The sequence below is a fragment of the Nonomuraea sp. NPDC023979 genome, assembly GCF_040639085.1.
In the GTDB taxonomy this organism is placed as follows: Bacteria; Actinomycetota; Actinomycetes; order Streptosporangiales; family Streptosporangiaceae; genus Nonomuraea; species Nonomuraea ceibae.
Window position 1 is genome coordinate 513,683 of record NZ_JBEZZG010000002.1, and the last position, 20,746, is coordinate 534,428.

Annotated in this window: 17 protein-coding genes; 10 read left to right on the forward strand and 7 right to left on the reverse strand. The window is 70.6% G+C overall.

Annotated features, from left to right (window positions below; genetic code table 11):
- Positions 1–64 precede the first annotated feature (64 nt).
- Genes AB0G11_RS05640 through AB0G11_RS05650 form a run of 3 tightly spaced genes read left to right on the forward strand, consistent with a single transcriptional unit; the run spans position 65 to position 3,599 of the window.
- Entirely contained in the window at positions 65–1,705 is a 1,641-nt protein-coding gene (locus AB0G11_RS05640) for an extracellular solute-binding protein (protein WP_357584151.1), read from the forward strand.
- The gene (locus AB0G11_RS05645; protein WP_219499890.1) at positions 1,702–2,673 is read left to right on the forward strand and encodes an ABC transporter permease subunit; all 972 of its coding nucleotides are present in this window, start codon (positions 1,702–1,704) and stop codon (positions 2,671–2,673) included. The genes AB0G11_RS05640 and AB0G11_RS05645 overlap by 4 nt, the downstream gene beginning before the upstream one ends.
- A complete protein-coding gene (locus AB0G11_RS05650) occupies positions 2,670–3,599 on the forward strand; it encodes a carbohydrate ABC transporter permease (RefSeq protein ID WP_357584153.1) in 930 nt (309 codons plus the stop codon). The genes AB0G11_RS05645 and AB0G11_RS05650 overlap by 4 nt, the downstream gene beginning before the upstream one ends.
- 40 nt (positions 3,600–3,639) lie before the next feature.
- On the opposite strand, the gene AB0G11_RS05655 is transcribed toward AB0G11_RS05650, so the two are convergent.
- From AB0G11_RS05655 to AB0G11_RS05680, 6 genes are all read right to left on the reverse strand, one after another.
- The gene (locus tag AB0G11_RS05655) at positions 3,640–6,309 is read right to left on the reverse strand and encodes a cellulose binding domain-containing protein (protein ID WP_357584155.1); all 2,670 of its coding nucleotides are present in this window, start codon (positions 6,307–6,309) and stop codon (positions 3,640–3,642) included.
- Between the two features lie 161 nt (positions 6,310–6,470).
- Complete coding sequence (locus tag AB0G11_RS05660) at positions 6,471–9,344, reverse strand: glycoside hydrolase family 3 C-terminal domain-containing protein (RefSeq protein ID WP_357584157.1); 2,874 nt, start codon at positions 9,342–9,344, stop codon at positions 6,471–6,473.
- 28 nt (positions 9,345–9,372) lie between these two features.
- The gene (locus AB0G11_RS05665) at positions 9,373–10,194 is read right to left on the reverse strand and encodes a carbohydrate ABC transporter permease (protein ID WP_357584159.1); all 822 of its coding nucleotides are present in this window, start codon (positions 10,192–10,194) and stop codon (positions 9,373–9,375) included.
- On the reverse strand, positions 10,191–11,048 hold the full coding sequence (locus AB0G11_RS05670; RefSeq protein ID WP_357584161.1) for a sugar ABC transporter permease: 858 nt from the start codon (positions 11,046–11,048) through the stop codon (positions 10,191–10,193). The genes AB0G11_RS05665 and AB0G11_RS05670 overlap by 4 nt, the downstream gene beginning before the upstream one ends.
- Positions 11,049–12,350, reverse strand: a complete 1,302-nt coding sequence (locus AB0G11_RS05675; protein WP_357584163.1) for an extracellular solute-binding protein — start codon at positions 12,348–12,350, stop codon at positions 11,049–11,051. It abuts the gene before it with no gap.
- Positions 12,347–14,644 (reverse strand): TIM-barrel domain-containing protein, encoded by a 2,298-nt coding sequence (locus AB0G11_RS05680; RefSeq protein WP_357584165.1) that lies wholly within the window; start codon positions 14,642–14,644, stop codon positions 12,347–12,349. The genes AB0G11_RS05675 and AB0G11_RS05680 overlap by 4 nt, the downstream gene beginning before the upstream one ends.
- A gap of 727 nt (positions 14,645–15,371) precedes the next feature.
- Here AB0G11_RS05680 and AB0G11_RS05685 point away from each other — a divergent pair.
- A complete protein-coding gene (locus tag AB0G11_RS05685; RefSeq protein ID WP_357584167.1) occupies positions 15,372–15,920 on the forward strand; it encodes a GNAT family N-acetyltransferase in 549 nt (182 codons plus the stop codon).
- A 71-nt stretch (positions 15,921–15,991) separates the two neighbouring features.
- Positions 15,992–16,486, forward strand: coding sequence for a GNAT family N-acetyltransferase (locus AB0G11_RS05690; protein ID WP_357584169.1), 495 nt, complete (start codon positions 15,992–15,994; stop codon positions 16,484–16,486).
- 324 nt (positions 16,487–16,810) lie between these two features.
- Here AB0G11_RS05690 and AB0G11_RS05695 read toward each other — a convergent pair whose 3' ends face one another.
- Positions 16,811–17,734 (reverse strand): NAD(P)-dependent oxidoreductase, encoded by a 924-nt coding sequence (locus AB0G11_RS05695; RefSeq protein ID WP_357584171.1) that lies wholly within the window; start codon positions 17,732–17,734, stop codon positions 16,811–16,813.
- A gap of 149 nt (positions 17,735–17,883) precedes the next feature.
- Here AB0G11_RS05695 and AB0G11_RS05700 point away from each other — a divergent pair, with 149 nt between their 5' ends.
- From AB0G11_RS05700 to AB0G11_RS05720, 5 genes are all read left to right on the forward strand, one after another.
- Positions 17,884–18,471 carry a CGNR zinc finger domain-containing protein gene (locus tag AB0G11_RS05700; RefSeq protein WP_357584173.1) on the forward strand — a complete coding sequence of 196 codons (588 nt, stop codon included), beginning with the start codon at positions 17,884–17,886 and terminating at the stop codon, positions 18,469–18,471.
- Positions 18,472–18,560: 89 nt separating this feature from the next.
- The gene (locus tag AB0G11_RS05705) at positions 18,561–18,917 is read left to right on the forward strand and encodes a metalloregulator ArsR/SmtB family transcription factor (RefSeq protein ID WP_308125593.1); all 357 of its coding nucleotides are present in this window, start codon (positions 18,561–18,563) and stop codon (positions 18,915–18,917) included.
- Positions 18,914–19,396 (forward strand): SRPBCC domain-containing protein, encoded by a 483-nt coding sequence (locus AB0G11_RS05710; RefSeq protein WP_357584175.1) that lies wholly within the window; start codon positions 18,914–18,916, stop codon positions 19,394–19,396. Before AB0G11_RS05705 ends, AB0G11_RS05710 begins: the two co-directional genes overlap by 4 nt.
- Entirely contained in the window at positions 19,393–20,037 is a 645-nt protein-coding gene (locus tag AB0G11_RS05715; protein WP_357584177.1) for a dihydrofolate reductase family protein, read from the forward strand. Before AB0G11_RS05710 ends, AB0G11_RS05715 begins: the two co-directional genes overlap by 4 nt.
- A 95-nt stretch (positions 20,038–20,132) precedes the next feature.
- A complete protein-coding gene (locus AB0G11_RS05720) occupies positions 20,133–20,729 on the forward strand; it encodes a hypothetical protein (protein ID WP_357584179.1) in 597 nt (198 codons plus the stop codon).
- Positions 20,730–20,746 lie beyond the last annotated feature (17 nt).

A 20,746-nucleotide genomic window follows, 5' to 3' on the forward strand; every position in this document is an offset into this window, starting at 1 on the left:
TGTTTGGTCGAAATACCAACTAATTTTCTCGAGGCCATCCCCCACTCAGAGAAGGGACCGAGCCATGTCACCTCAGACGACCCGTCGCGGGTTTCTCGGCCTGGTAGGTGCGGGCGTCCTGGCGGCGACCACCGGCTGCGCGGAGAAGCGCGAGCTGTCCAAAGGCACGGCCGTGGCCGCGGACAAGCTCAAGAGCCTGGTGCCGAACCGGATCCCGTTCGAGATCCCCGGCCTCACGCCCGACCTGCCGGGCTCCGAGTTCGTCTACCCAGGCTTCGTCACCCGGCCGGCCCAGATGGTGCGGGCGGTCACGGCCACGCCGCTGACCAGCGGCAAGGAGGTGACGGCGATGACGCCGCTGTGGGGCACGGTCCCTCCGGGGCTCGGCGACAACTCCTACTACGAGACCGTCAACGAACGGCTCGGCGGCACCGTCCGGTTCAACATCTCCGACGGCAACACGTACGTACAGAAATTGAACACCCTCCTGGCCAGCGGCGACGTCCCCGACATGATGCAGATCCCCGGCTGGAACCTCATCACGATCGCGCACTTCACCGAGGCCGCCAACAAGCTCTTCGCCGACCTGTCGCCCTACCTGGCCGGGGACAAGGCCAAGGAGTTCCCGCTGCTGGCCAACTACGACACCGCCGCCTGGCACTACGGCGTGTTCGGCGGCGTCCTCCAGGGCATCCCGTGGCAGAACGACCCGTACGCGCTCGCCACGTTCGTCCGCCAGGACATCCTCGACGAGCTCGGCCTGGCGCAGCCCAAGAGCGCCGACGACCTGCTCGTGCTCGGCAAGGAGCTGACCGACCCGAAGAAGAAGCGCTGGGCGTTCGGCGCCGTCGACCAGGAGATCCAGCGCGCCTTCGACTCCCCGCGCGAGTGGCGCAACGTCGGCGGCAAGCTGGTGTACAAGTACGAGACCGACGAGTTCGCCGCCTCCGTCGAGTTCGTCACCAAGCTCTTCGAGAGCGGCTGGGTGCACCCGGACGTCGTGGCCAACAAGGACGCCGACCAGAAGGCGCCCTTCGGCAGCGGCCAGCTCGTCATCTACAAGGACGGCCCCGGCTCCTGGCACGAGGCGCTGGGCCGCTTCCTGCCGGACAACCCCAAGTTCGACATGCGGGCGGTCGCCCCCTACCCGGCCAAGCCGGGCGGCAAGATCATGGTGTGGCGCAACGAGCCCGCCGGCATGTTCACCTTCATCAAGAAGGGCCTCGGCGACGCGCGCACCCGCGAGCTGCTCGGGCTGGCCAACTGGTGTTCGGCCCCGTTCGGCACCCAGGAGTACGAGCTGGTCAACAACGGCGTCGAGGGCAAGCACTACGACGTCAAGGACGGCAAGGTCACGCCCACCGCGCTCGGGCGCAAGGAGGTCGCGCCCACCTACCTGTTCCTGTCGGGCCGGCCCGGCGCCACCTCGCAGAGCCAGTACCCCGGCTACGTCCAGGCGATGTGGGAGTGGCAGACCGCCGCCTCCAAGCACCTGGAGAACGACCCGTTCGTCGGCCTCCGCGTGGAGGTGCCGTCGAAGATGGCCGCACTCGCGCAGCCGACCGAGGACAAGCTCAACGAGATCTACCGAGGCAAGCGGCCGGTCTCCGAGTGGAAGCAGATCGTGAAGGAATGGCAGGACCAGGGCGGCAACGAGGCCAGGGACTTCTACAGCAAGGTCGCCCGGGAGAACGGCAGGCTGTGATCTCCGCGACCGCCGCCACACCACGCCGGAGGCGGGCCGCCAGGCCCGGCAAGGAGCTGACCTGGCGGGCCAAGCTGCGCAGGGACTGGCCACTGGTCCTGATGAACCTGCCGATGCTGCTGGTCGTCCTGGCCTTCTGGTGGATCCCGGCGCTCGGCAACGTCATCGCCTTCCAGGACTACAACCCCTACACCGACGGCATCCTGGGCAGCCCGGTCATCGGGTTCACGAACTTCGCGCTGCTCTTCGAGGATCCGCAGTTCCTGCGCGCGATGGTGAACACGCTGGCGATCACCGCGTTCCAGCTCGTGTTCTACTTCCCGGTGCCGATCATGCTGGCGCTGCTGCTCAACAGCGTGGTCTCGGCCCGGCTGCGGGCGTTCGTGCAGGGCGTCGTCTACATGCCGTACTTCTTCTCCTGGGTGCTGGTCGTGGCCATCTTCCAGCAGATGTTCGGCGGGGCCGGGCTGCTGTCGCAACTCCTGCGCGAGCGGGGCCACGAGGGCGTCGACTGGATGACGAACTCCGACACGTTCATCCTGCTGCTGACGTCCCAGACGATCTGGAAGGACGCGGGCTGGGGCGCGATCATCTTCCTGGCCGCGCTCAGCACGATCAGCCCGAGCCTGTACGAGGCCGCGGCGGTCGACGGCGCCAAGCGGTGGCGCCGGATGTGGCACATCACGCTGCCCGGGCTGCGCCCGGTCATCATCCTGCTGCTGATCCTGCGCCTGGGCGACGCGCTGAACGTCGGGTTCGAGCAGTTCATGCTGCAGCGCAGCGCCGTCGGGAGCGAGGCGTCGGAGGTGTTCGACACCTTCGTCTACTGGTCCGGCCTGCGCACCGGCGACCTCGGGTACGGCGCGGCCGCCGGGTTGTTCAAGGGGCTGGTCGGACTGCTGCTGATCCTGGCGGCGAACCGGGTGGCCCACGCGTTCGGCGAGCGAGGGGTGTATTCGAAGTCATGACGCTCTTGGCGACGAGGCGGGGCAGGAAGCCCGCCGGGCTGGCGGCGTGGGAGGAGGCGCCCTCCCCCGCGGGCCGGGTCGGCAAGGGAACGCTGCTCACGCTGATCGTGCTGGCCGTGCTGTTCCCGCTCTACACGATCGTGCTGACGAGCCTGAGCTCGGCGGCGACCGTGAACCGGGGGGGCGGGCTGGTCCTGGTGCCCGAAGGCATCCATTTCGACGCCTATATCCAAATATTTTCGGATTCGGTGGTCAGCCGGGCCGTCCTGGTGAGCACGCTCGTGACCGTCGGCGGCACCGCCATCAGCCTGGGCGTCAGCGTGCTGGGCGCGTACTCGCTGTCGCGGCCCGGCTCGTTCGCGCACCGGCCGCTGCTGTTCAGCGTGCTGCTGATGTTCGTGTTCTTCCCCGGCATCATCCCCGTCTACCTGATGGTCAGCGGGCTCGGGCTGAAGGACAGCTACTGGTCGCTCATCCTGCCGACGGCCGTGTCCGCGTTCAACGTCGTGGTGCTGCGGGCGTTCTTCATGAACATCCCCGGCGAGATCATGGACAGCGCGCGGATCGACGGGGCCGGCGAGTTCCGCATCCTGTGGCGGATCGTGCTGCCCATGTCCAAGGCGGTCACGGCGGTCGTCGGCCTGTTCTACGCGGTCGGCTACTGGAACGCGTGGTTCAACGCGATGCTCTACATCGACGACACGCGCAAGTGGCCGCTGGCGCTCATCCTGCGGCAGTACGTGGTCGACTCCAACCCGCTGCCCACCGCGACGCTGGGCGTGAGCGGCATGGGGCACGACGCTCCCCCGACGCTGGCGATCAAGATGGCGATCGTGGTGATCGCGGTGGTCCCGGCGCTGATCATCTACCCGTTCGTGCAGCGCCACTTCACCAAGGGCGTGATCGTGGGGGCGATCAAGGGCTGAGCGCGAGGGGGCGGCCCGCACGCCGCCCCCTCGCGTCAGGTCAGCTCGCCGCGCAGGTGAGCGTGGCGGGCGGGGTGTTGCTCCCGGAGTGGCCGCCGGTGAAGCCGAACGACGTGCTCGCGCCCGGCTGGACGGCGCCGTTGTAACCGGCGTCGGTCACGCTCACCGCGGCGCCCGTCTGGGTGTGGGAGCCGTTCCAGAGCTGGGTGATGCGCTGGTCGCCGGGGAAGGTCCAGGTGACCTTCCAGCCGGAGACGGCCGAGGCGCCGGTGTTCTTGACCGTCACGCCCGCCTGGAAGCCGCCCGGCCACTGGTTGCCGGGCTGGTAGGTGGCGGTGCACGCCTTGTCGGTGGTCGGGGTGACCGTCGCCGTGGGCGTGACCGTGGCCGTCGGGGTGACCGTGGCCGTGGGGGTGATCGTCGGCTCGGGGCCGGTGCGGTCGCCGTAGATGATGCCCCGGCCGTTGGTGCCCAGGTAGACGCGCCCGTACACGCGCGGGTCGCCTGTCAGGGCCTCGCCCATGTTGCCCCACTGGTGCTCGTCGTCGTTGATGCGCACCCAGGACGAGCCCGCGTCGTCGGACCGGTAGAGGCCCGTGACGCCGCCGACGGTCGCCACCGCGTACAGGGCCTGGTAGGTGGCGCCGGGCGCGGCCTTGCCGAAGCCGACGTTCACCGCCGACGTGATGCCGGGCAGCTTGGTGAAGGAGGCGCCGCTGTCGGTCGAGTGGAACAGGCCCGTCCCGCCGGCCAGCCAGACGTCGCCCTCCCTGCCCGGCAGCGCCTTGAAATGGGTGTTGCCCTCGGCGGGCAGCCCGGTCGCGGCCGTGGCGGTGAAGCTCGCGCCGCCGTCGGTGCTGACGTAGAAGCGGCCGGCGGCGAAGCCGTAGAACTTCATCGGGTTCACCCGGTCCGACTCGACGATCGCGCCCGTGGGCAGGCCCCGCGCCTGCTGCCAGGAGGTGCCGTAGCCGACGGAGTAGTGCGGGGCGACGCCCTTGGGCGCCCACACGAACCGGGAGCCGTCGGCCGCCGCCGCGACCGTGCCGCCCTCGTTGATCCCGCCCGGCTCGCCGCCCTGGAACCAGTTCGCGCCGCCGTCGGTGGAGAAGGCGACGTGGCTGTCGTTCGGCCGGTCGGCGTCGGTGAAGTTGCCGGCCCTGACCATGACGGCCGGGTTCTTCTCGGCGTAGTCGAGGCTGGTGGTCGAGGTGAACCCGGGCGAGGTGAACATCATCGGCGGCACCGCGTCCAGGTCCGTGTGGCGGAAGCCGCCGATGTCGCCCAGCGCGCTGACCAGCGGCGCGCCGGTCGGCGGGCTGACCAGGTCGAGGACCGCGGTCTCCTCCAGGCCCCGGACCATCGGCCTGATCGTGAACTGGCCGCCGGAGTCCCACCGGGTGAGGTCCTCGGTGCCGTAGATGGTCGCGCCGGTGCCGTACATCATCCTGTCGGAGTCGAACGGGTCGATCTCCAGCGATTCGGTCATCCAGCCGAGCTTGGGCGTGACCTCCGGCGGCTGCGGGTTGGTGCCGAACGTCAGCCACGGCACCTCGGCGATGTCCATCTTGTAGCGGAAACTGCGGTTCGGGTACGAGGTCCAGTCCCACACGCGGGTCCAGGTGGCGCCCGAGTCGGTGCTCCTGAAGAAGATCACGTCGGGCCACCAGGAGATCTGCGTGGCGACCATGAGCGTGCCCGGGTCCTGCCGGTCGAGGGTGAGGCCGCTGTAGCCGAAGTAGTCGTCGGCGCTCGCCGACGGCACCGGGCTGACCTGCGTCCACGTGCCGGTCGCGGTCGCGTACCGCCACACGTCGCCCTTGGCGCCGTCGTACGGGCCGCCGGTGTCGCTGGTGGCGATGAACAGGTGGCCGTTCTCGGTGTCGAGCACGCCCTTGTGCGCGATGTAGCCGGTCGGCTGCCCGGCCAGCCGCTCCCAGGTGGCCCCGGCGTCGGTGGTGCGGTAGACGGTGTTGTCCTTGTCGGCGACGCCCACGTAGATCGTCCGGGTGGCGCTGCCCGGCGACGAGGAGCGCGGGTCGTAGGTCACCCAGACGACGCCGGGCCGGTGGCTGAGGTAGCCGTTGGGGTCGTCCGGGTCCTGGGCGTAGTCGCCGGGGTTGGGGAAGCTCGCCACCTTCGCCCAGGTCGCGCCGTGGTCGGTGCTGCGCCACAGGCCGTTGCCGTTGGGCGTGCCGAGGTACAGGACGCTGTTCTTGTTCGGGTCGACGGCCAGCGCCTCGCCCATGCCGCGCCCGGGCATGTTGCCGCCGAGCTTGAACGGCAGCTCGGCGGCCTGCCAGGAGTCGCCCTTGTCGGTGGAGCGGAGGACGGCCCCATTGTTGGGGTCCCAGTCGTTGGTGTACATGCCGACGGCGGCGTAGACCCGGTCGGTGTCGACCGGGTCGGCGGCCATGCTGACCACGCCGTTCCAGCCCCACCTGTCCCAGCCGACCCAGTCGAGCAGCGGCTTCCACGACCTGGTGGACTGGTTCCAGCGGTAGGCGCCGCCGATGTCGGTGCGGGCGTAGATCAGGTCGCGTTCGCCGGGGTTGAACAGGACGCCGGGCACGAACCCGCCGCCGTCGATCCTGACGTTCTTGTAGGTGTACGGGTCCGCCGACACGGCGGAGACCGGCGCCATCCGGACCACCGCCGTGACCATCAGCACGGCGGTGATCGCGATCAGGCTGAGCAATGCCTTTCGCATGAGCGGCTCTCCCTTTCCGGGCACGCCGGAAGCGCACCCGAGGACGAACAGACAGAGCGCCATGCACGAACCAGGTTGCAGGACCCTGACCGTCGCCGCGCCTCGCGCGCATGAGCTACCACAGAGGCTCACACAGGCGGCGATCGAGGTCAATAGTTTGGTTAATCAACGAACTTAAATGCCACGTCTCGCAATCGGACGTCACCCTGGAACACCAGGTACAGATCGCCCTTCCCCGCCTTGAGCGACGCCGTGGCCGTGCCCCACGCGTACACGCCGCCCGTCGCCGGGACCGTGACGGTGGCGAGCAGGGCGCCGGCCGGGGAGCCGCGCCGCACCTCGATCGAGCCGCCCGCGACCGACGCGACGCCGGCCGTCAGCGCGCCCCCGTACACGGCGTCGGTGAAGGAGATCCAGTCGCCGGAGGAGCCCGCGACGACGTCACCGGCGACCTTGTTCTCGTCGGCGAACGCGACGCCCGAGTAGTCGTCGAAGTTCATCGCCCGGGTCGTCCGCGACAAATCCCTCGGCGGGATCGTCTCCCCCTTGACACGCAGCGTGGCCCGCTGGCGGATCCGGTCGGACGAGGAGCCGACCAGCACGTCGTGGGTGGCGGACTCGACGGCCCACCGCTCCCGCGTGTGATCCCACACGGCCAGGTCCGCCCGCGCGAGCCGGAAGGTGACGGTACGCGACTCGCCCGGCGCCAGCGCGATCCGCTCGAAGCCGCGCAGCCGCTTGACCGGCTGGTCGAACCGCGACGCGCGCTGGCGGGTGTAGAGCTGGACGACCTCCTCGCCCGCCACGTCGCCGGTGTTGGTGACCTTGACGCTCACCTCGTCACCGCGCACCCGCAGCCCCTGGTAGCCGAACGTGGTGTAGCTGAGGCCGTGGCCGAACGGGTAGAGCTCGCCGCTCCGGTGATACAGGTACGTCATGCCGGTCTTGGCCAGGTCGTAGTCCAGGATGCTCGGCAGGTCGTCGGTGGCGTACCAGGTCTGGGTGAGCCGCCCGGCCGGGTTGACGTCGCCGAAGAGCACGTCGGCCACGGCGTGCCCGGTCTCGGCGCCGGCGTGCGTGGTCCACAGCAGCGTCGGGGCGTCCACGATCACCGGGTAGCTGGTCTCCAGCACCACGACCGTCCTCGGGTTGGCCGCGCGCACGGCCTTGACGAGCCGGAGCTGCCCCTCGCCGAGCCGGAGGTCGTCGCGGTCGTGGAACTCGCGGCCGTGCACCCACGGGTGGCTGCCGACGACCACCACGGCCACGTCGGCCTTGCGGGCCCGCTCGGCGGCCTCGGCGACGCCGTCGGAGACGATCTCCTTGGCGAAGCGCGCCGCCTGCGCCTTGGGGGCCAGGCCGAGCGTCCCGTCGGCGTTGACGGTCACGTACGGGTCGCGCAGCCCGTACCAGCTCTCCACGCTCTCGAACCCGGCGTAACGGACGAGATGGCTGCCGTCGGCCTGCTTCTCCAGCGCGAACTGCTGCTGGACGTACCAGCCGTTGGGCTCGTCGTCGTCGGTGTCGAGCGAGCGCCAGTTGCCGCCGAGCAGCTTGCCGTTGCCGGCGTTGCGCAGCGTGGAGACGCCGCTCACCCAGTCGGTGAGGTCCCACTGCGAGGCGGCCGTGGGCGTGGTGTCGGCCAGCGCGGTGTTGCCCGCCGTCGCGGTGACGTACTTGCCGGAGCCGAGGTGCTTGAGGGCGATCCGCTCCAGGCCCTGGGCGGTGGTCACGTCCTTGACGCGCTCCTTGATCCCGTCGAGCGGCGTCACCTGGTACGGCATGCTGCCCGCGTACCAGTCGCCGTACAGCTTGCCGGCCAGCGGGCCCACCACGGCCGCCGAGCCGGGGTCGCGCAGCGGCAGCACGCCGGAGTTGCGCAGGAGCACCGCCGCCTTGCCCGCGGCCTCCCGGTTCAGCCGCCGGTGCTCGGCACTGTCGATCACCTCGGGACCGATGTCCCGGTACGGGCCGCCGTCCGGGTCGAAGTGGCCGAGCCGGAACCGCACCGACAGCGCGTGCCCCACCGCCCGGTCCACGTCGGCCTCGGTGATGAGGCCCCGCTCCAGCGCGATCGTCAGGTTCTCGACCAGCGGCCCGGAGTCGGCGCCGTCGATGGTGAAGCTGTCCTGGCCCGACTTGAGCACGGCGGCGAACGCCTCCGGCTTGTCGTCGAAGTACTTCTCCGGGTCGGTGAGCGCGTGCGGCCCCCATGCGTCGCTCACGTTGTAGAGCGTCCGGTCCGTCCAGGAGCGGACGACCTCGTCCAGGTCCCGGTTGACGTGGTTGGGGCGGCCGTTGACCAGGTTGTAGGAGGCCATCACGCCGGTCGCGGCGTCGGCCGAGATCGCCTGCCTGAACGGCTGCTCGTAGTATTCGCGCTTGAGCCGGGGCGTCAGGTTGGACGAGGTCAGGCTGCGGTCGGTCTCGTTGTTGTAGCCCAGATAGTGCTTCAGCACGGGCGCGGTCTTGAGGTAGAACGGGTCGTCACCCTGGAGGCCCTTGCCGTAGGCGGTGGCCATCGTGCCGCTGAGCAGCGGGTCCTCCGAATAGCCCTCCTCGTTGCGGCCGGCGCGCGGGTCGCGCAGCGGGTCCACGACGGGCGCCCACAGTTGCAGCCCCCACAGGACCGGGTCGAGCGCGTTGTGGCCGCGCGCCTCGTCGCCCACGGCGTCGCCGACCCGCTTGACCAGCGCCGGGTCCCAGGTGCTGGCCAGGCCCACGGCCTGCGGGAACACGGTCCCGCTCGCGAGCTTCATGTTCCAGTTGTCGTCGCGGTGGTTGGACCAGGCGACGCCGTGCAGCGCCTCGGTCCCGTTCTTGTGGTACGGGATGCCCAGCCTGGGGATGGCCGGCTGCGACTGGTGCAGCATGCCGAGCTTCTCCGGGAGCGTGAGCCGGCCAAGCAGGTCGGCCACCCGCTGCTCCAGCGGCAGCCCCGGGTCGCGGAAGGCGGGCTCGGCCGTCGCGTGCGCGGCCGGCGCGGTGAGCAGCGAGGCGGCCAGCACGGCCGCGGTGAGTAACCGTAAGGACATGGGGGGTGTCTCCTCGGGAAAGGGAGGCTCACTTCACGGCGCCGACCGTGATGCCTCGGGTGAGCGTGCGCTGGAAGATCAGGAAGAACGCGACGGCCGGGACGATGCCCAGCAGGGCGGAGGCGCTGGACATGGTCGCGTCCATGTACCGCTCCCCCTGCAGCACGCCGAGCGCCACCGGCACCGTCTGGTTGTCGTTGGAGATCAGGAAGATCAGCGGGAGGAAGAACTCGTTCCACGTCCAGATGAAGAAGAAGATCATCAGCACGCTCAGCGTCGGCCGGCTGATCGGCACCACGATCCGGGTCAGCGCCCGGAACCGCCCCGCGCCGTCGATCTCCGCCGCCTCCAGGATCTCCTTCGGGAACTGGCCCAGCACCGCGCTGAGCAGGTACGTCCCGAAGGCCGCCTGGATCACGGTGAAGATGATGATCATCGACAGCCGGGTGTCGTAAAGCCCGAGCTCCTTGGCCAGGTAGTAGAGCGGGTAAGCGAGCGCCTCCTGCGGCAGCGTGTTCGCCACCAGGAACAGCACCAGGATCGACAGCCGGCCGCGCACCCGCCCGATGCCGAGCGCGTACGCGTTGAGCACCGACAGCACCACCGCCAGCACCGCCACCGAGCCGCTGATCAGCAGGCTGTTGACGAGCTTCTCGCCGAAGTCCACCCGCTCCCAGAAGTCCACGACGCCCTGGAGGTGGAGGCCGCCGGGCAGGCTCAGCGGCCCCTCCGAGCTGTACTCCTCCGGCGACTTGACCGCGTTGAGCGCCACGACCAGGAACGGGAACACCATGACCACGGCCAGCACGACCAGCGCCGCGAGCACCGCCCAGCGCCCCGGCCCCCTCATCGCTCACGCTCCTGCACGCGCAGGAACAGGAACGTCACCACGACGATGATCAGCGCCAGCACCGTGGCGATGGCCGACCCGTATCCGACATTGCTCTTCTGGAAGAAGTTCAGGTACGAGAAGTACGACGGCACCATCGTGGCGTTGCCCGGCCCGCCGCGCGTGAGCACGAAGATCGGCCCGAACACCTTCAGCGCGGCGATCGTGCACGTCAGCAGCACCACGAAGATCTCCGGCCGGATCTGCGGCACCGTGATGTGCCACACCCGGCGCCACCAGGACGCCCCGTCGAGCTCGGCCGCCTCGTAGTAGGCCGGGTCCACGCGCTGCAACCCCGCCATGAAGATCACCACGGGGTAGCCGAGCTGGAACCAGACCATGACCGCCATCACCGTCGCCAGCGCCAGATCGGGATCGCCCAGCCAGTCCAGCTCCAGCCCGAACGCCCGGTTGACCGCCCCGTACGACGGGTGCAGCATCCAGCCCCACACCACGCCCGCCACCGCGACCGGCAGCACCTGCGGCAGGTAGTACATGGCCCGCAGCGCCGCCGCCGTCCGCGTCCCGAACCGCTTGCCGACGTAGTCGAACAGCGCGGCGGCCAGCACCAGGCCGATCACCGTGGGCACGATCGCCATGGCCACGATGAGCGCGACGTTGTTCTGGAACGAGAGCCAGAAGCGCTCGTCCTCCAGCAGCCTGGCGTAGTTGTCCAGGCCGACCCACCTGGGCGTGCCCACCCCCGACCAGCGGGTGAAGCTCACGCCCAGGTTCATCAGGAACGGCACCACGATGACGCCCAGGAACAGCAGCAGGCTGGGCGCCAGGTAGGGCCAGTAGCCTCTCCTTCTCATTCAGTTGCCGAGGTCGGCGAGGTTGTCCTCGTACGGCCCGGCGATCTCGGTCAGCACCTCGGCCGGCGACTTGGCGCCGTTGATGAGCTGCTGCGTGCCGGCGACCAGGACGTCGTAGTAGCCGGGCGCGGGCCAGTCGGGGTAGAAGGCCAGCCCGTCGGCCGCCGTCAGCTTGTTGAACGTCTCGATGAGCTCCTTGCTCTTCGGGTCGGTGATCGCCGCCGGGTCGGCCGCGACCGGGACGCCGCCCGAGTTGCCGAGCAGGTTCTGGATCTCCTTGCTCATCGTGATGTCGATGAAGTCGTAGGCCAGGTCCTTGTTCGCCGACTTCTCCGGCACCACCCACAGGTTGCCGCTGGAGCCGGGCGCCATCGTCGAGCCGGGGAACAGGAAGTGGCCCCACTCGAACCCCTTGGCCTCCTCGGCGACCCGGCCGTACCACCAGCTCCCGCTGATCATGACGGGGAAGTCGCCCTTCATGAACGCCACGCCCATGTCCTCGGCCTTCAGCCCGGACGCCTTCTCGTCGACGTACCCCTTCTTCACCCAGTCGGCGAACGTCGTCGCCCCGTACGTGAGCTCCGGGCCCTGGAAGTCCACCTTGCCCTTGTAGGACTGGTACGCGTCGACCCAGGCGCGGTCCGCCTTGCTGAGGGCGAGCTGGTAGACGATCTGCTGGGCCGGGTACTCGGCGCCCGCCAGCGACACCGGGGTCACGCCGGCCTTGACGAAGGCGTCCAGCGCGGCCGTGAACTCCTCGTACGTCGCCGGGACCTCGACCTTGTGCTTCTCGAACAGGTCCTTGTTGTAGTAGACCATCACGAACTCGCCGTAGTTGGGCAGCCCGTACCAGTTGCCGGAGCCCATCACGCCCCGGTCGTCGTAGCGGGCCGTGGTCGCCAGGCCGCCCGGCAGCAGCTTGTCCCAGCCGCGCTTGGTCACCTCCTCGCTCATGTCGGCGATGAGGCCCTGCTTGGACAGCAGGCCGGCGGTGGCGTTGCCCTTGTTGTACTCCATGAGGTCGGGCGCCTCGTCGGAGTTGAGCACCATGCTCGCCGTCTTCTGGATCTGCTCGAAGCTCTTCTCCTCGAACCGCACCTTGACGCCCGGGTGCGTGGCCTCGAACTTCTTGATCGCCTCGGCCCACGCCTTGCCCATCGCGCTCTCGGCGGCCTCGTAGTGCCAGAGCTTGAGCACGCGCGGCTGACCCGGGTCGGCCGCCGGCTCACCGCCGCCACCACCGCACGCCGACAGCGCGAGCGTCACGGCCACCAGCGCCGCCACGCCAGTCTTCCTGATCATGGTCCCTCCTGGGTGATGACGGCCCTGCCGGGAGCGCCCGCCACCGGGGCGAACTCGACGGCGGCGACCCGTTTCGGCCCGGTGACGGTCACGCGCAGCGTGTCGCCGTCCCGGGTGGCCACGACGGCGGTCTCGCCGTCGGTGTCGTGGATCCGCATCCGGCAGTCGCCGCCCCCGAAGGCGACCAGCGTGATCGTGTCCGGCGTCGTCACGGTCTCGCCCGGTTCGGCGACCGGGACGAGCGCGCCGCGCCGCACGTACAGCGGGATCTGCTCCAGCGGCTTCGTCACGCGCACGTACCGCCTGCCGCCGTGCGTCTCGCCGGTCCAGTAGTCCACCCACTCGCCATCCGGCAGGTAGACGTCCCGCGTGCCGCCGGGCGAGGTCATCGGCGCGACCAGCAGGTCCCGCCCCAGCAGGTACTCCAGATCGGCCTGCCAGGCGACCGGGTCCTCCGGGTGGTCCACGCAGAGCGCGCGCATCATCGGCGCTCCCGTCCGCGCCGCCTCGACGGCCGCCGAGTAGAGGTACGGCATCAGCCGGTAGCGCAGCCTCAGCGCGTCGACCGCCTGCTCCTCGACGGCCGGGAACTCCCACGGCTCCCGCGTCGTCGTGCCGTGCAGCCGCACCAGCGGCGACAGCGCGCCGAACTGCGTCCACCGCACGAACAGGTCGTCGCTCGGCCTCCCGGTGAACCCGCCCGCGTCATGACTCCAGAACGGCACCCCGGACAGCCCGTGCGCCAGCCCGCCCCGGATCGTGCTGCCCATCGCGGCATAGCTCGTGTACGTGTCGCCGCTCCACTGGGCGCTGTGCCGCTGCCCGCCCAGGAACGACGAGCGCGCCCACACCAGGCCGTGCCCGTGCACCTCCCGGGTCACCTCGGCGACCGCGTCGTTGAACAGCAGCGTGTAGACGTTGTGCAGGTCGGTGCCGGTCATGCCGTTGTAGGCGACGGCGTCGGCGGGCACGCCCTCGGCGAAGTCCGTCTTGAACGCCTGCACGCCCTGGCGCAGCAGCGCCCGGAGCCGGTCCTGGAACCAGCGTTTCGCGGCGGGGCGGGTCAGGTCGAGGATGCCGCAGGCGGGGAACGATCCGTGCCAGGTGTCGGCGACGTACGCCTCCCCCGCCCCATTTTTCAGGAAATATCCCGCGTTAGCGGCTTCTGCGAACGCGGGGCTCAGGTGGGAGATGTACGGGTTCATCCACAGACAGACCTTGAACCCCATCCCGTCCAGCTCCGCCAGCATCGCCGCCGGATCCGGGAAGTTCACCGGGTCCCAGCGCAGATCCGACCAGTGCCCGTCGGCCTGCCAGTAGGTGTCCAGATGCAGCACATCACACGGGATCCCGCGCTCCCGGATCGTCCGCGCCCTGGCCAGCACCCGCTCCTGGCTGTCGACGCAGAAGCCCGAGGAGATCCAGGTGCCGAACGCCCACTTCGGCGGCAGCTCCGGCCGGCACGTCAGCCGGTCGTAGCGCTCCAGCACCTCCGGCGGCGTCGGCCCGGCGATCACGTAGTAGTCCAGCACGTCGTCCGGCACCACGATCTGCACGGCGCTGTGCGTCGACTGGCACACGTCGAACTCCGTCGGCGCGCCGCTGTCCACCAGCACCCCGTAGCCCCGGCTCGACAGATAGAGCGGCACGTTCTTGTAGGCGCGCTGCGACTCGGCGCCGAACGCGTCGAAGTTCCACATCACCGGCCGCTGCCCGCGCTTGTCCAGCCGCGCGAACGACTCCCCGAACCCGGCGAACGCCTCATCGGGCGCGGCGACGAAACTCTCGTGATAGGCCACCGGCCCGCCGCCCGCCGACGACCGCCCGAACGGCAGCGTCCGCATCCGTCCGCTGATGTCCACATGCCCCCGGTCCTGCTCGACCAGCGTGACCCCGGCGGCATCCGTGAACCGCAGCTCCCACGGCGCCAACCGGATCTCCGCCCGCAGCGACCCCGCGTCCACCACGATCCGCCCGTCGGCCGTGCTCTCCGCCCGCGCCCCCGCGAACGTGCCCGGCCGCACCAGCGCGATCGCCCGCTCCGACCGGGGCCGGGCATCGGCGTCCTCGCTCAGCCGTACCCGGATCACGCCCTCACCGGCCACGCCCACCTGCACGACCAGCGTCTCCTCGGCCGTGGTGACCGCCTTCAGCATCACCCCCGCGCCGTCGGCGGCCACCAGCTCGGCGGCGGTCAACGCGGACAGCCCTCCCTCGCCGTGCGCGCGGACCGGCAGCTCGGGCGGGTCGGCCACGAAGTACTCATGCGCGACCAGGGGCGGGCGATAGGGCATGGATGCTCCTTCAAGGGGTGCGAAACTCCTGAATTAGTTTGCTGTCCATACCAACAAAGGTCAACGGGTAATTCGTTTACTCCCCATCCCAACTCGGCTCAGGACAAGGGTCCGGGCCCTTGGCGGGGGGGGGCTTCGCCCGTGGGCGTAGGGCAAGGGCCTCGCCCGTGGCGCGCTCCGCGCGTTCGCCTGCTCGGACTCCTCTCAGTGGGGGGCCCAGCCCCCCACACCCCCTGGCAAGGGGCCTCCCGGCCCCCTGCACCCCCGGGGGTTGCGCGGGGCGGGAAGTTGGGCGGTAGGGAGTACCGGGCGGAGGGCGCTTGACCGTGGAGACGCAAGCCGCAGGTGCGAGCTGGAGGCGGGGCGGGCTAGAGGCAGGCGGGCTGGGGGCCGGGCCCGGGACACGGTCGGAGGCGGGGGCGGGCCGGGAGGTCGCGGCACTCGGCCGGAAGACGCGGGACCAGGGCGTAAGGCGGGTAGGGGCCGGACCACGGCCAGACTAAGGGCCGAACCGGGGACGGGAAGCTGAGGGCCGGGAACCGGAGGCCCGACACCGGAGGCTGGGGACCGAGGGCCGGGGGGCCAGGGTGGAAGGCACCGCGCAGGGAGCGCGCGGCCGAAGCGCAGCACCGGAAGCGCGAGGTCCGGTCACCAGGGCGAGGGGGGATGGCCAGAAGGGGTGCGCAACCGGGAGCGGAAACCCCCGGGCACGCCCTAACGTTGCCACATGTCCGAAATGCCATCACGGGTGGAACTGCGCCCGCTCACCCTCTCCGACCAGGACGAGTTCTGCTCCCTCGTGCAGGGCAGCGCTGAGCTGCACGGGCCCTACATGCAGTTGCCCGCCACCCCCGAGGACTTCCAGGCGTGGATGCGCCGCTTCGATGACGGCACGAACCTGGGCCTCCTGATCCGCGTCCGGGAGAACGGGGAGACGGCCGGCATGGTCAACATCAACTCGATCATCCGGGGCCGCTACCAGGGCGCGTCCCTCGGGTATGCGGCCTTTGTTCCGTACGCCGGGAAGGGGTACATGACCGAAGGGATCAAGGCGGCGCTGCGGTACGCCTTCACCGAGCTGCGGCTGCACCGGCTGGAGGCCAACATCCAGCCGGGCAACAAGGCGTCCCTGGCCCTCGCCCAGCGCCTGGGCTTCCGTTATGAAGGGCTGTCCCCCGAATACCTCTACATCGACGGCGCCTGGCGCGACCACGAACGGTGGTCCATCACCGCACCGACCCCCTGGACCCCCGACCCGTCCCTGCCTGCGGTGTGAGCCGCGTCCCGAGCGTACTGGCACATGCGGGGACCAGGGCTGGTAGCGCACGGTCTGGGTAGGGTTGGGCGGTGCCCGAGCTGGAGCAGTTGCATGCCGATCACGCCTCGGCGGTCCTGGCCTTCGAGCTGGCGAACCGCGCCTGGTTCGCCCTGTCGGTCCCGGATCGCGGCGACGAGTACTTCGACCGGTTCGCCGACCGGCACAGCGCCTTGCTGGCCGAGCAGGAGGCCGGCATCAGCGCCTTCTACGTGCTCGTCGCCGATGACGGCCCGGTGCTGGGCCGGTTCAATCTGTACGACTTCGAGGACGGCACCGCCACACTCGGCTATCGGGTCGCGCAGCAGGTCGCCGGTCGCGGCGTGGCGACCGCGACCGTCCGGGAGCTGTGCCGGATCGCCGCAGTGCGGCACGGGCTGCGCACGCTTCGGGCTGCCAGCTCGCACGACAACGTCGCGTCCCAGAGGGTGTTGACCAAGGCCGGGTTCGTCCCGGTCGGCCCGGCCGGACCGAGCGACCTCAGCGGCAAGACCGGCACCTGGTACCAGCGCGACCTCCAGCCGTAGAGCCCCGGCCGTAGACACCCAAGCCGCAGGCCCCAGCCGGGAGTCTCGGTCCTGGTGGTGGCAGGCTCCGGCCCGCGTCATCGTCAGCCCTCCGGCGCGGGCGGGGTCCCTCCGCGGGCCTCAAAGGGAGGTCGCCGGTCAAGTGCCCGGCGACCGAAGGACCCGAAAGACCCAAAGGGCCGGGAAGGCCGGAAAGACCCGAAGGGCCGGGAAGACCGGGAGGACTGGGAGGACCGGAAGGACCGGGTGGACCGGGTGGACCCGAAGGGCCAGGAAACCCCAAGGACCCCAAAGGACCCGAAGGACCCCGGCCCGGCCGTGTGGTCAGCGGGCGGAGGCGGCTTCGGGCAGGTCGCGGTGGCGTTGCACGTCGGCCAGCGAGGCCCAGTCGTCCCGCTCGTGCCCGGCCAAGATCGCCTCGGTCAGGAGCGCCGAGAGCAGGTCGCCGACCGGCAGGCGCAACCCCGTGGCGGCGGCCTGGGCGCGGGCGAGGTCGACGTCCTTGCGGCCGAGCACCGGGGTGAACCCGGCGGGCTGGAACGCCCCGGCGGCGATGAGCCGCCCGTAATTGGTGTAGACGGGACCGGGCGTGATCGTGGCGGTGAACAGGTCCACCACGGTCGCGGCGTCCACCCCGCCCCGTTCGGCGATCGCCACCGCCTCGGACAGCGACTGGATCGCCGAGGCGATCAGCACCTGGCCGGCGACCTTGACCACGTTCGCCTGCCTCGGCTCGGTCCCGACCTGCCACACGCGGGCGCTGATCGCGTCCAGCAGCGGCCGCACCCGGTCGATCAGGGCGGGGTCGCCCGCGGTGACGACGTTGAGCCTGGCGGCCTCGGCGACCGCGACCCCGCCGAACATCGGCGCCGCCACGTACCCGACGCCGTGCTCGGCGTGCCGCCCGGCGGCGTCCTCGGCGAGGGCGGGGCTGATCGTGGCGAGGTTCACGTGGACCGCGCCCGCCGGTGCCGCCTCCAGCGCGCCGCTGTCGAGGAACACCTCGCGTACGGCCGCGTCGTCGGCGAGCACCGAGAACACCACGGGCGAGGAGAGGAACAGCTCCCCCGGATGTCCCACCTCGACGGCGCCCGCCTCGACCAGCGGGGCCGTCCTGCGCCGGTCGCGGTTCCACACCGCCACCCGGTGCCCGGCCCCGATGAGGTTGCGGGCGATCGCCGCGCCCATGCCTCCCGTGCCCACCACTGTCACATCGGCCATCTCCATCACCTTCCCGAATAGAACCATTTCAACCGGTTCCACACTACAGGTTCCGGCCGTTTGTGGAACTGGCTCAGGCAGTTCCAAAAGCACGCCGGCGGGGCAAATCGCGAACCGGCTCAGGTAGTTCCAGGAGCACGCCGACGACAGGAGCGCGAACCGGCTAAGGTGGTTCCATGAGCACGTCGACGGGGAAGCGCGAGCCCGCGTTCCGGCTGGACAACGAGCGCCTGGCGTTCCGGTTCACCGCCACGCTCAGCGACCGCGGCGGCGTGCCGGTCGAGCGCCTTCCCGACCCCGGGCGCCTGGACGACTGGCTCGCCGCGAACGACCTGCGGCTGAGCAGCCACCGGGCCACCCCGTCGGACCTGGCCCTGGCCCGGCGGCTGCGCGAGGCCATCCACCGCGCCGGCACCGACGTCGCCCGGGGAGCCACGATCCAGCGGGCCGACCTGACCCTGCTCAACACCCTCGCCCGCGAGGCACGGGCCTACCCGGCGCTCACGCGCACGGGGATGCGCTGGCTCAGCGACGCCGACAACCACGTCGAGGCGAGCCTCGGCCTGGTCGCCGCCGACGCGGTCGTCATCCTCGGCGGCGAGGAACGCGGCCGGGTCAAGACCTGCGAGAACCCGGACTGCGGCGGCCTGTATGTCGACACGAGCCAGGGCCGCAGCCGGCGCTGGTGCTCGATGAACTACTGCGGCAACCAGATGAAGAAGGCCAGGTTCCGCCACGGAGCCCCCGCGGCCAGAACGCCCTGACCACTCTCCGGCGTGACCCGGCAAACCGGACGACGGCCACAACACTTAGCCCTTGCGCTAACCATTGAACCAGGACAATACTTAGCCGTGTGGCACAGTATTCGGCCCAGTTGGACGGGGTGCTCGTAGCGCTCGCCGACCCGACCCGGCGCGCCGTCGTCCGGCGGCTGGGGCGCGGGCCCGCGAGCGTCGGCGACCTCGCCGCCGCGTTCCCGATGACCCTCCCCTCGTTCATGAAGCACATCCGCACACTCGAGGCGAACGGCCTGATCAGCACGGTCAAGTCCGGCCGGGTGCGCACCTGCGTGCTCAATCGCGGGCAGCTCTCCCTCCTCGACGACTGGCTCGCCGAGCAGCGCCGGATCTGGGAGGAGCACACCGACCGCCTCGAACGGTTCGTGCGGGACCAAGCAGACCAGACCGACCAAGAGGAGGACCTCCGATGAAGCTCGACCCCGATCTCGACCTCGCCCTGGAGCGGGTCATCCGCGCCCCGCGCGCGACCGTGTGGCGGGCGTGGACCGACCCGTCCCAGCTTGAGCAGTGGTGGGTCCCGACTCCGGCCCGCTGCCGGGTGCACCGGCTGGACGTGCGGCCCGGAGGGGCGTTCGTGACGCGGCTGAGCGAGGACGGGGCCGAGTTCGTCCCGCATCTCGACGCCTGCTTCCTCGCCGTGGACGAGTTCGAGCGGATCGTGTTCACCAACGCGATCGACAGCACCTGGCGCCCGGCGAACCCCGACCCGATCCCGATGACGGCCACGATCACGTTCGGCGACCATCCCGAGGGCACGGCCTACCGGCTGCTCGTCCGCCACCGCGACCCCGAGGCCCGCGCCCTGCACGAGAAGCTCGGCTTCGCCGACGGCTGGGGCACGGTCACGGCCCAGCTTGCGGGCTTCGCCGAGGCAGGGGGGCCGCGATGAGGCTCGTCCTGACGGAGTTCGTCACGCTCGACGGCGTCAGCCAGGGGCCAGGCTCCCCCGACGAGGACACCAGCGACGGTTTCGCCCTCGGCGGCTGGCTGGTGCCCCATCTCGACGCGGCGTTCGTCCGCTACACCTCCGACCGGCTCGATCTGGCCGACGGGCTGCTGCTCGGACGGCGTACGTACGAGGCGTTCGCCCGCGACTGGCCGAAGATCACCGACCCGGGCGACCCGTTCGCCGAGCGCATGAACACGCTGCCGAAGTACGTCGTGTCCAGCACCCTCGCCGAGGGCGCCTGGCACCCCACGACCGTGCTCAGGGGCGATCCCGTACGGACGGTCGCCGAGCTCAAGGCCCGTCCCGGCCGGGAGCTCCAGATTCACGGCAGCGCCCGCCTGGGCGACGCGCTGCTGTCGGCGGGCCTGGTCGACGCGCTGCGCCTGGTGGTCGCGCCCACCGTGCTCAGGACCGGCCGCCGCCTCCTGGCCGGCGGCCCCGGGGCCCGGGACGACGCCACGTCGGGACTGCGCCTGGTCCACCACGAGGCCACGCCGAGTGGGCTGCTGCTCCTGGAGTACGAGACGACCGGCCGGGCGCGCCGGGGCACGTACGCGGGCGTGACCGGCGTGCCGGGCTGACAGGAATCTGCACGTCCGATGACAGGACGCCTCGGCATGCTCGGGCACGCCCGCATCCGAACCCACCGCCGGGCACCGGCGGAATCGAGGCTCCCATGCTGTTCATCGAACTCTTCGTGCCCAGCGGGGTCTTCGGCCCGGACGAGCGCCGCCGCCTCGCCGGGCAGCTGACCTCGCGCAAGATCCTCACCGGCGACGACAGCGATCCCGGCGCCGATCCCGGCGTGATCAGGCTGTACGAGTCGCTCAGCGACGTCGTCGTCCACGAGGCGCCGGCGCCGCGGGCGGATCAGCCCTGCTACGTCGTCAACGTGTACGTCGCCGCCTGGGCCAAGGAGATCGGCGCGCACCTCGTACGGGAGATCACCCGCAGGCTGGGCGAGGCGGAGGGCGACCCGGAACGCCTCTTCCGGGAGCCGCGTGCGCTGGTCCACGTGATCGGGGTGCCCGACGGCGGTTACGGATTCGCCGGGAAGGTCCGCCGCTCCACCGATGTGCTGGACCTGATCGACCGGACGAAGTCCCGGCGCCCCGAGGAGGCGCCGGAGGGCATGTTCGTCGACCCGGTCTGCGGCGCCCGCGTACCGGCCGGGGAGGCCGTCGTCACCGAGATCGACGGGACCACGTACGGCTTCTGCTGCGCCCACTGCCGCGCCCACTTCACCAGGCGCCGCCTCCAGGAGCAGACATGAGGCCCGCTCCTGGGGAC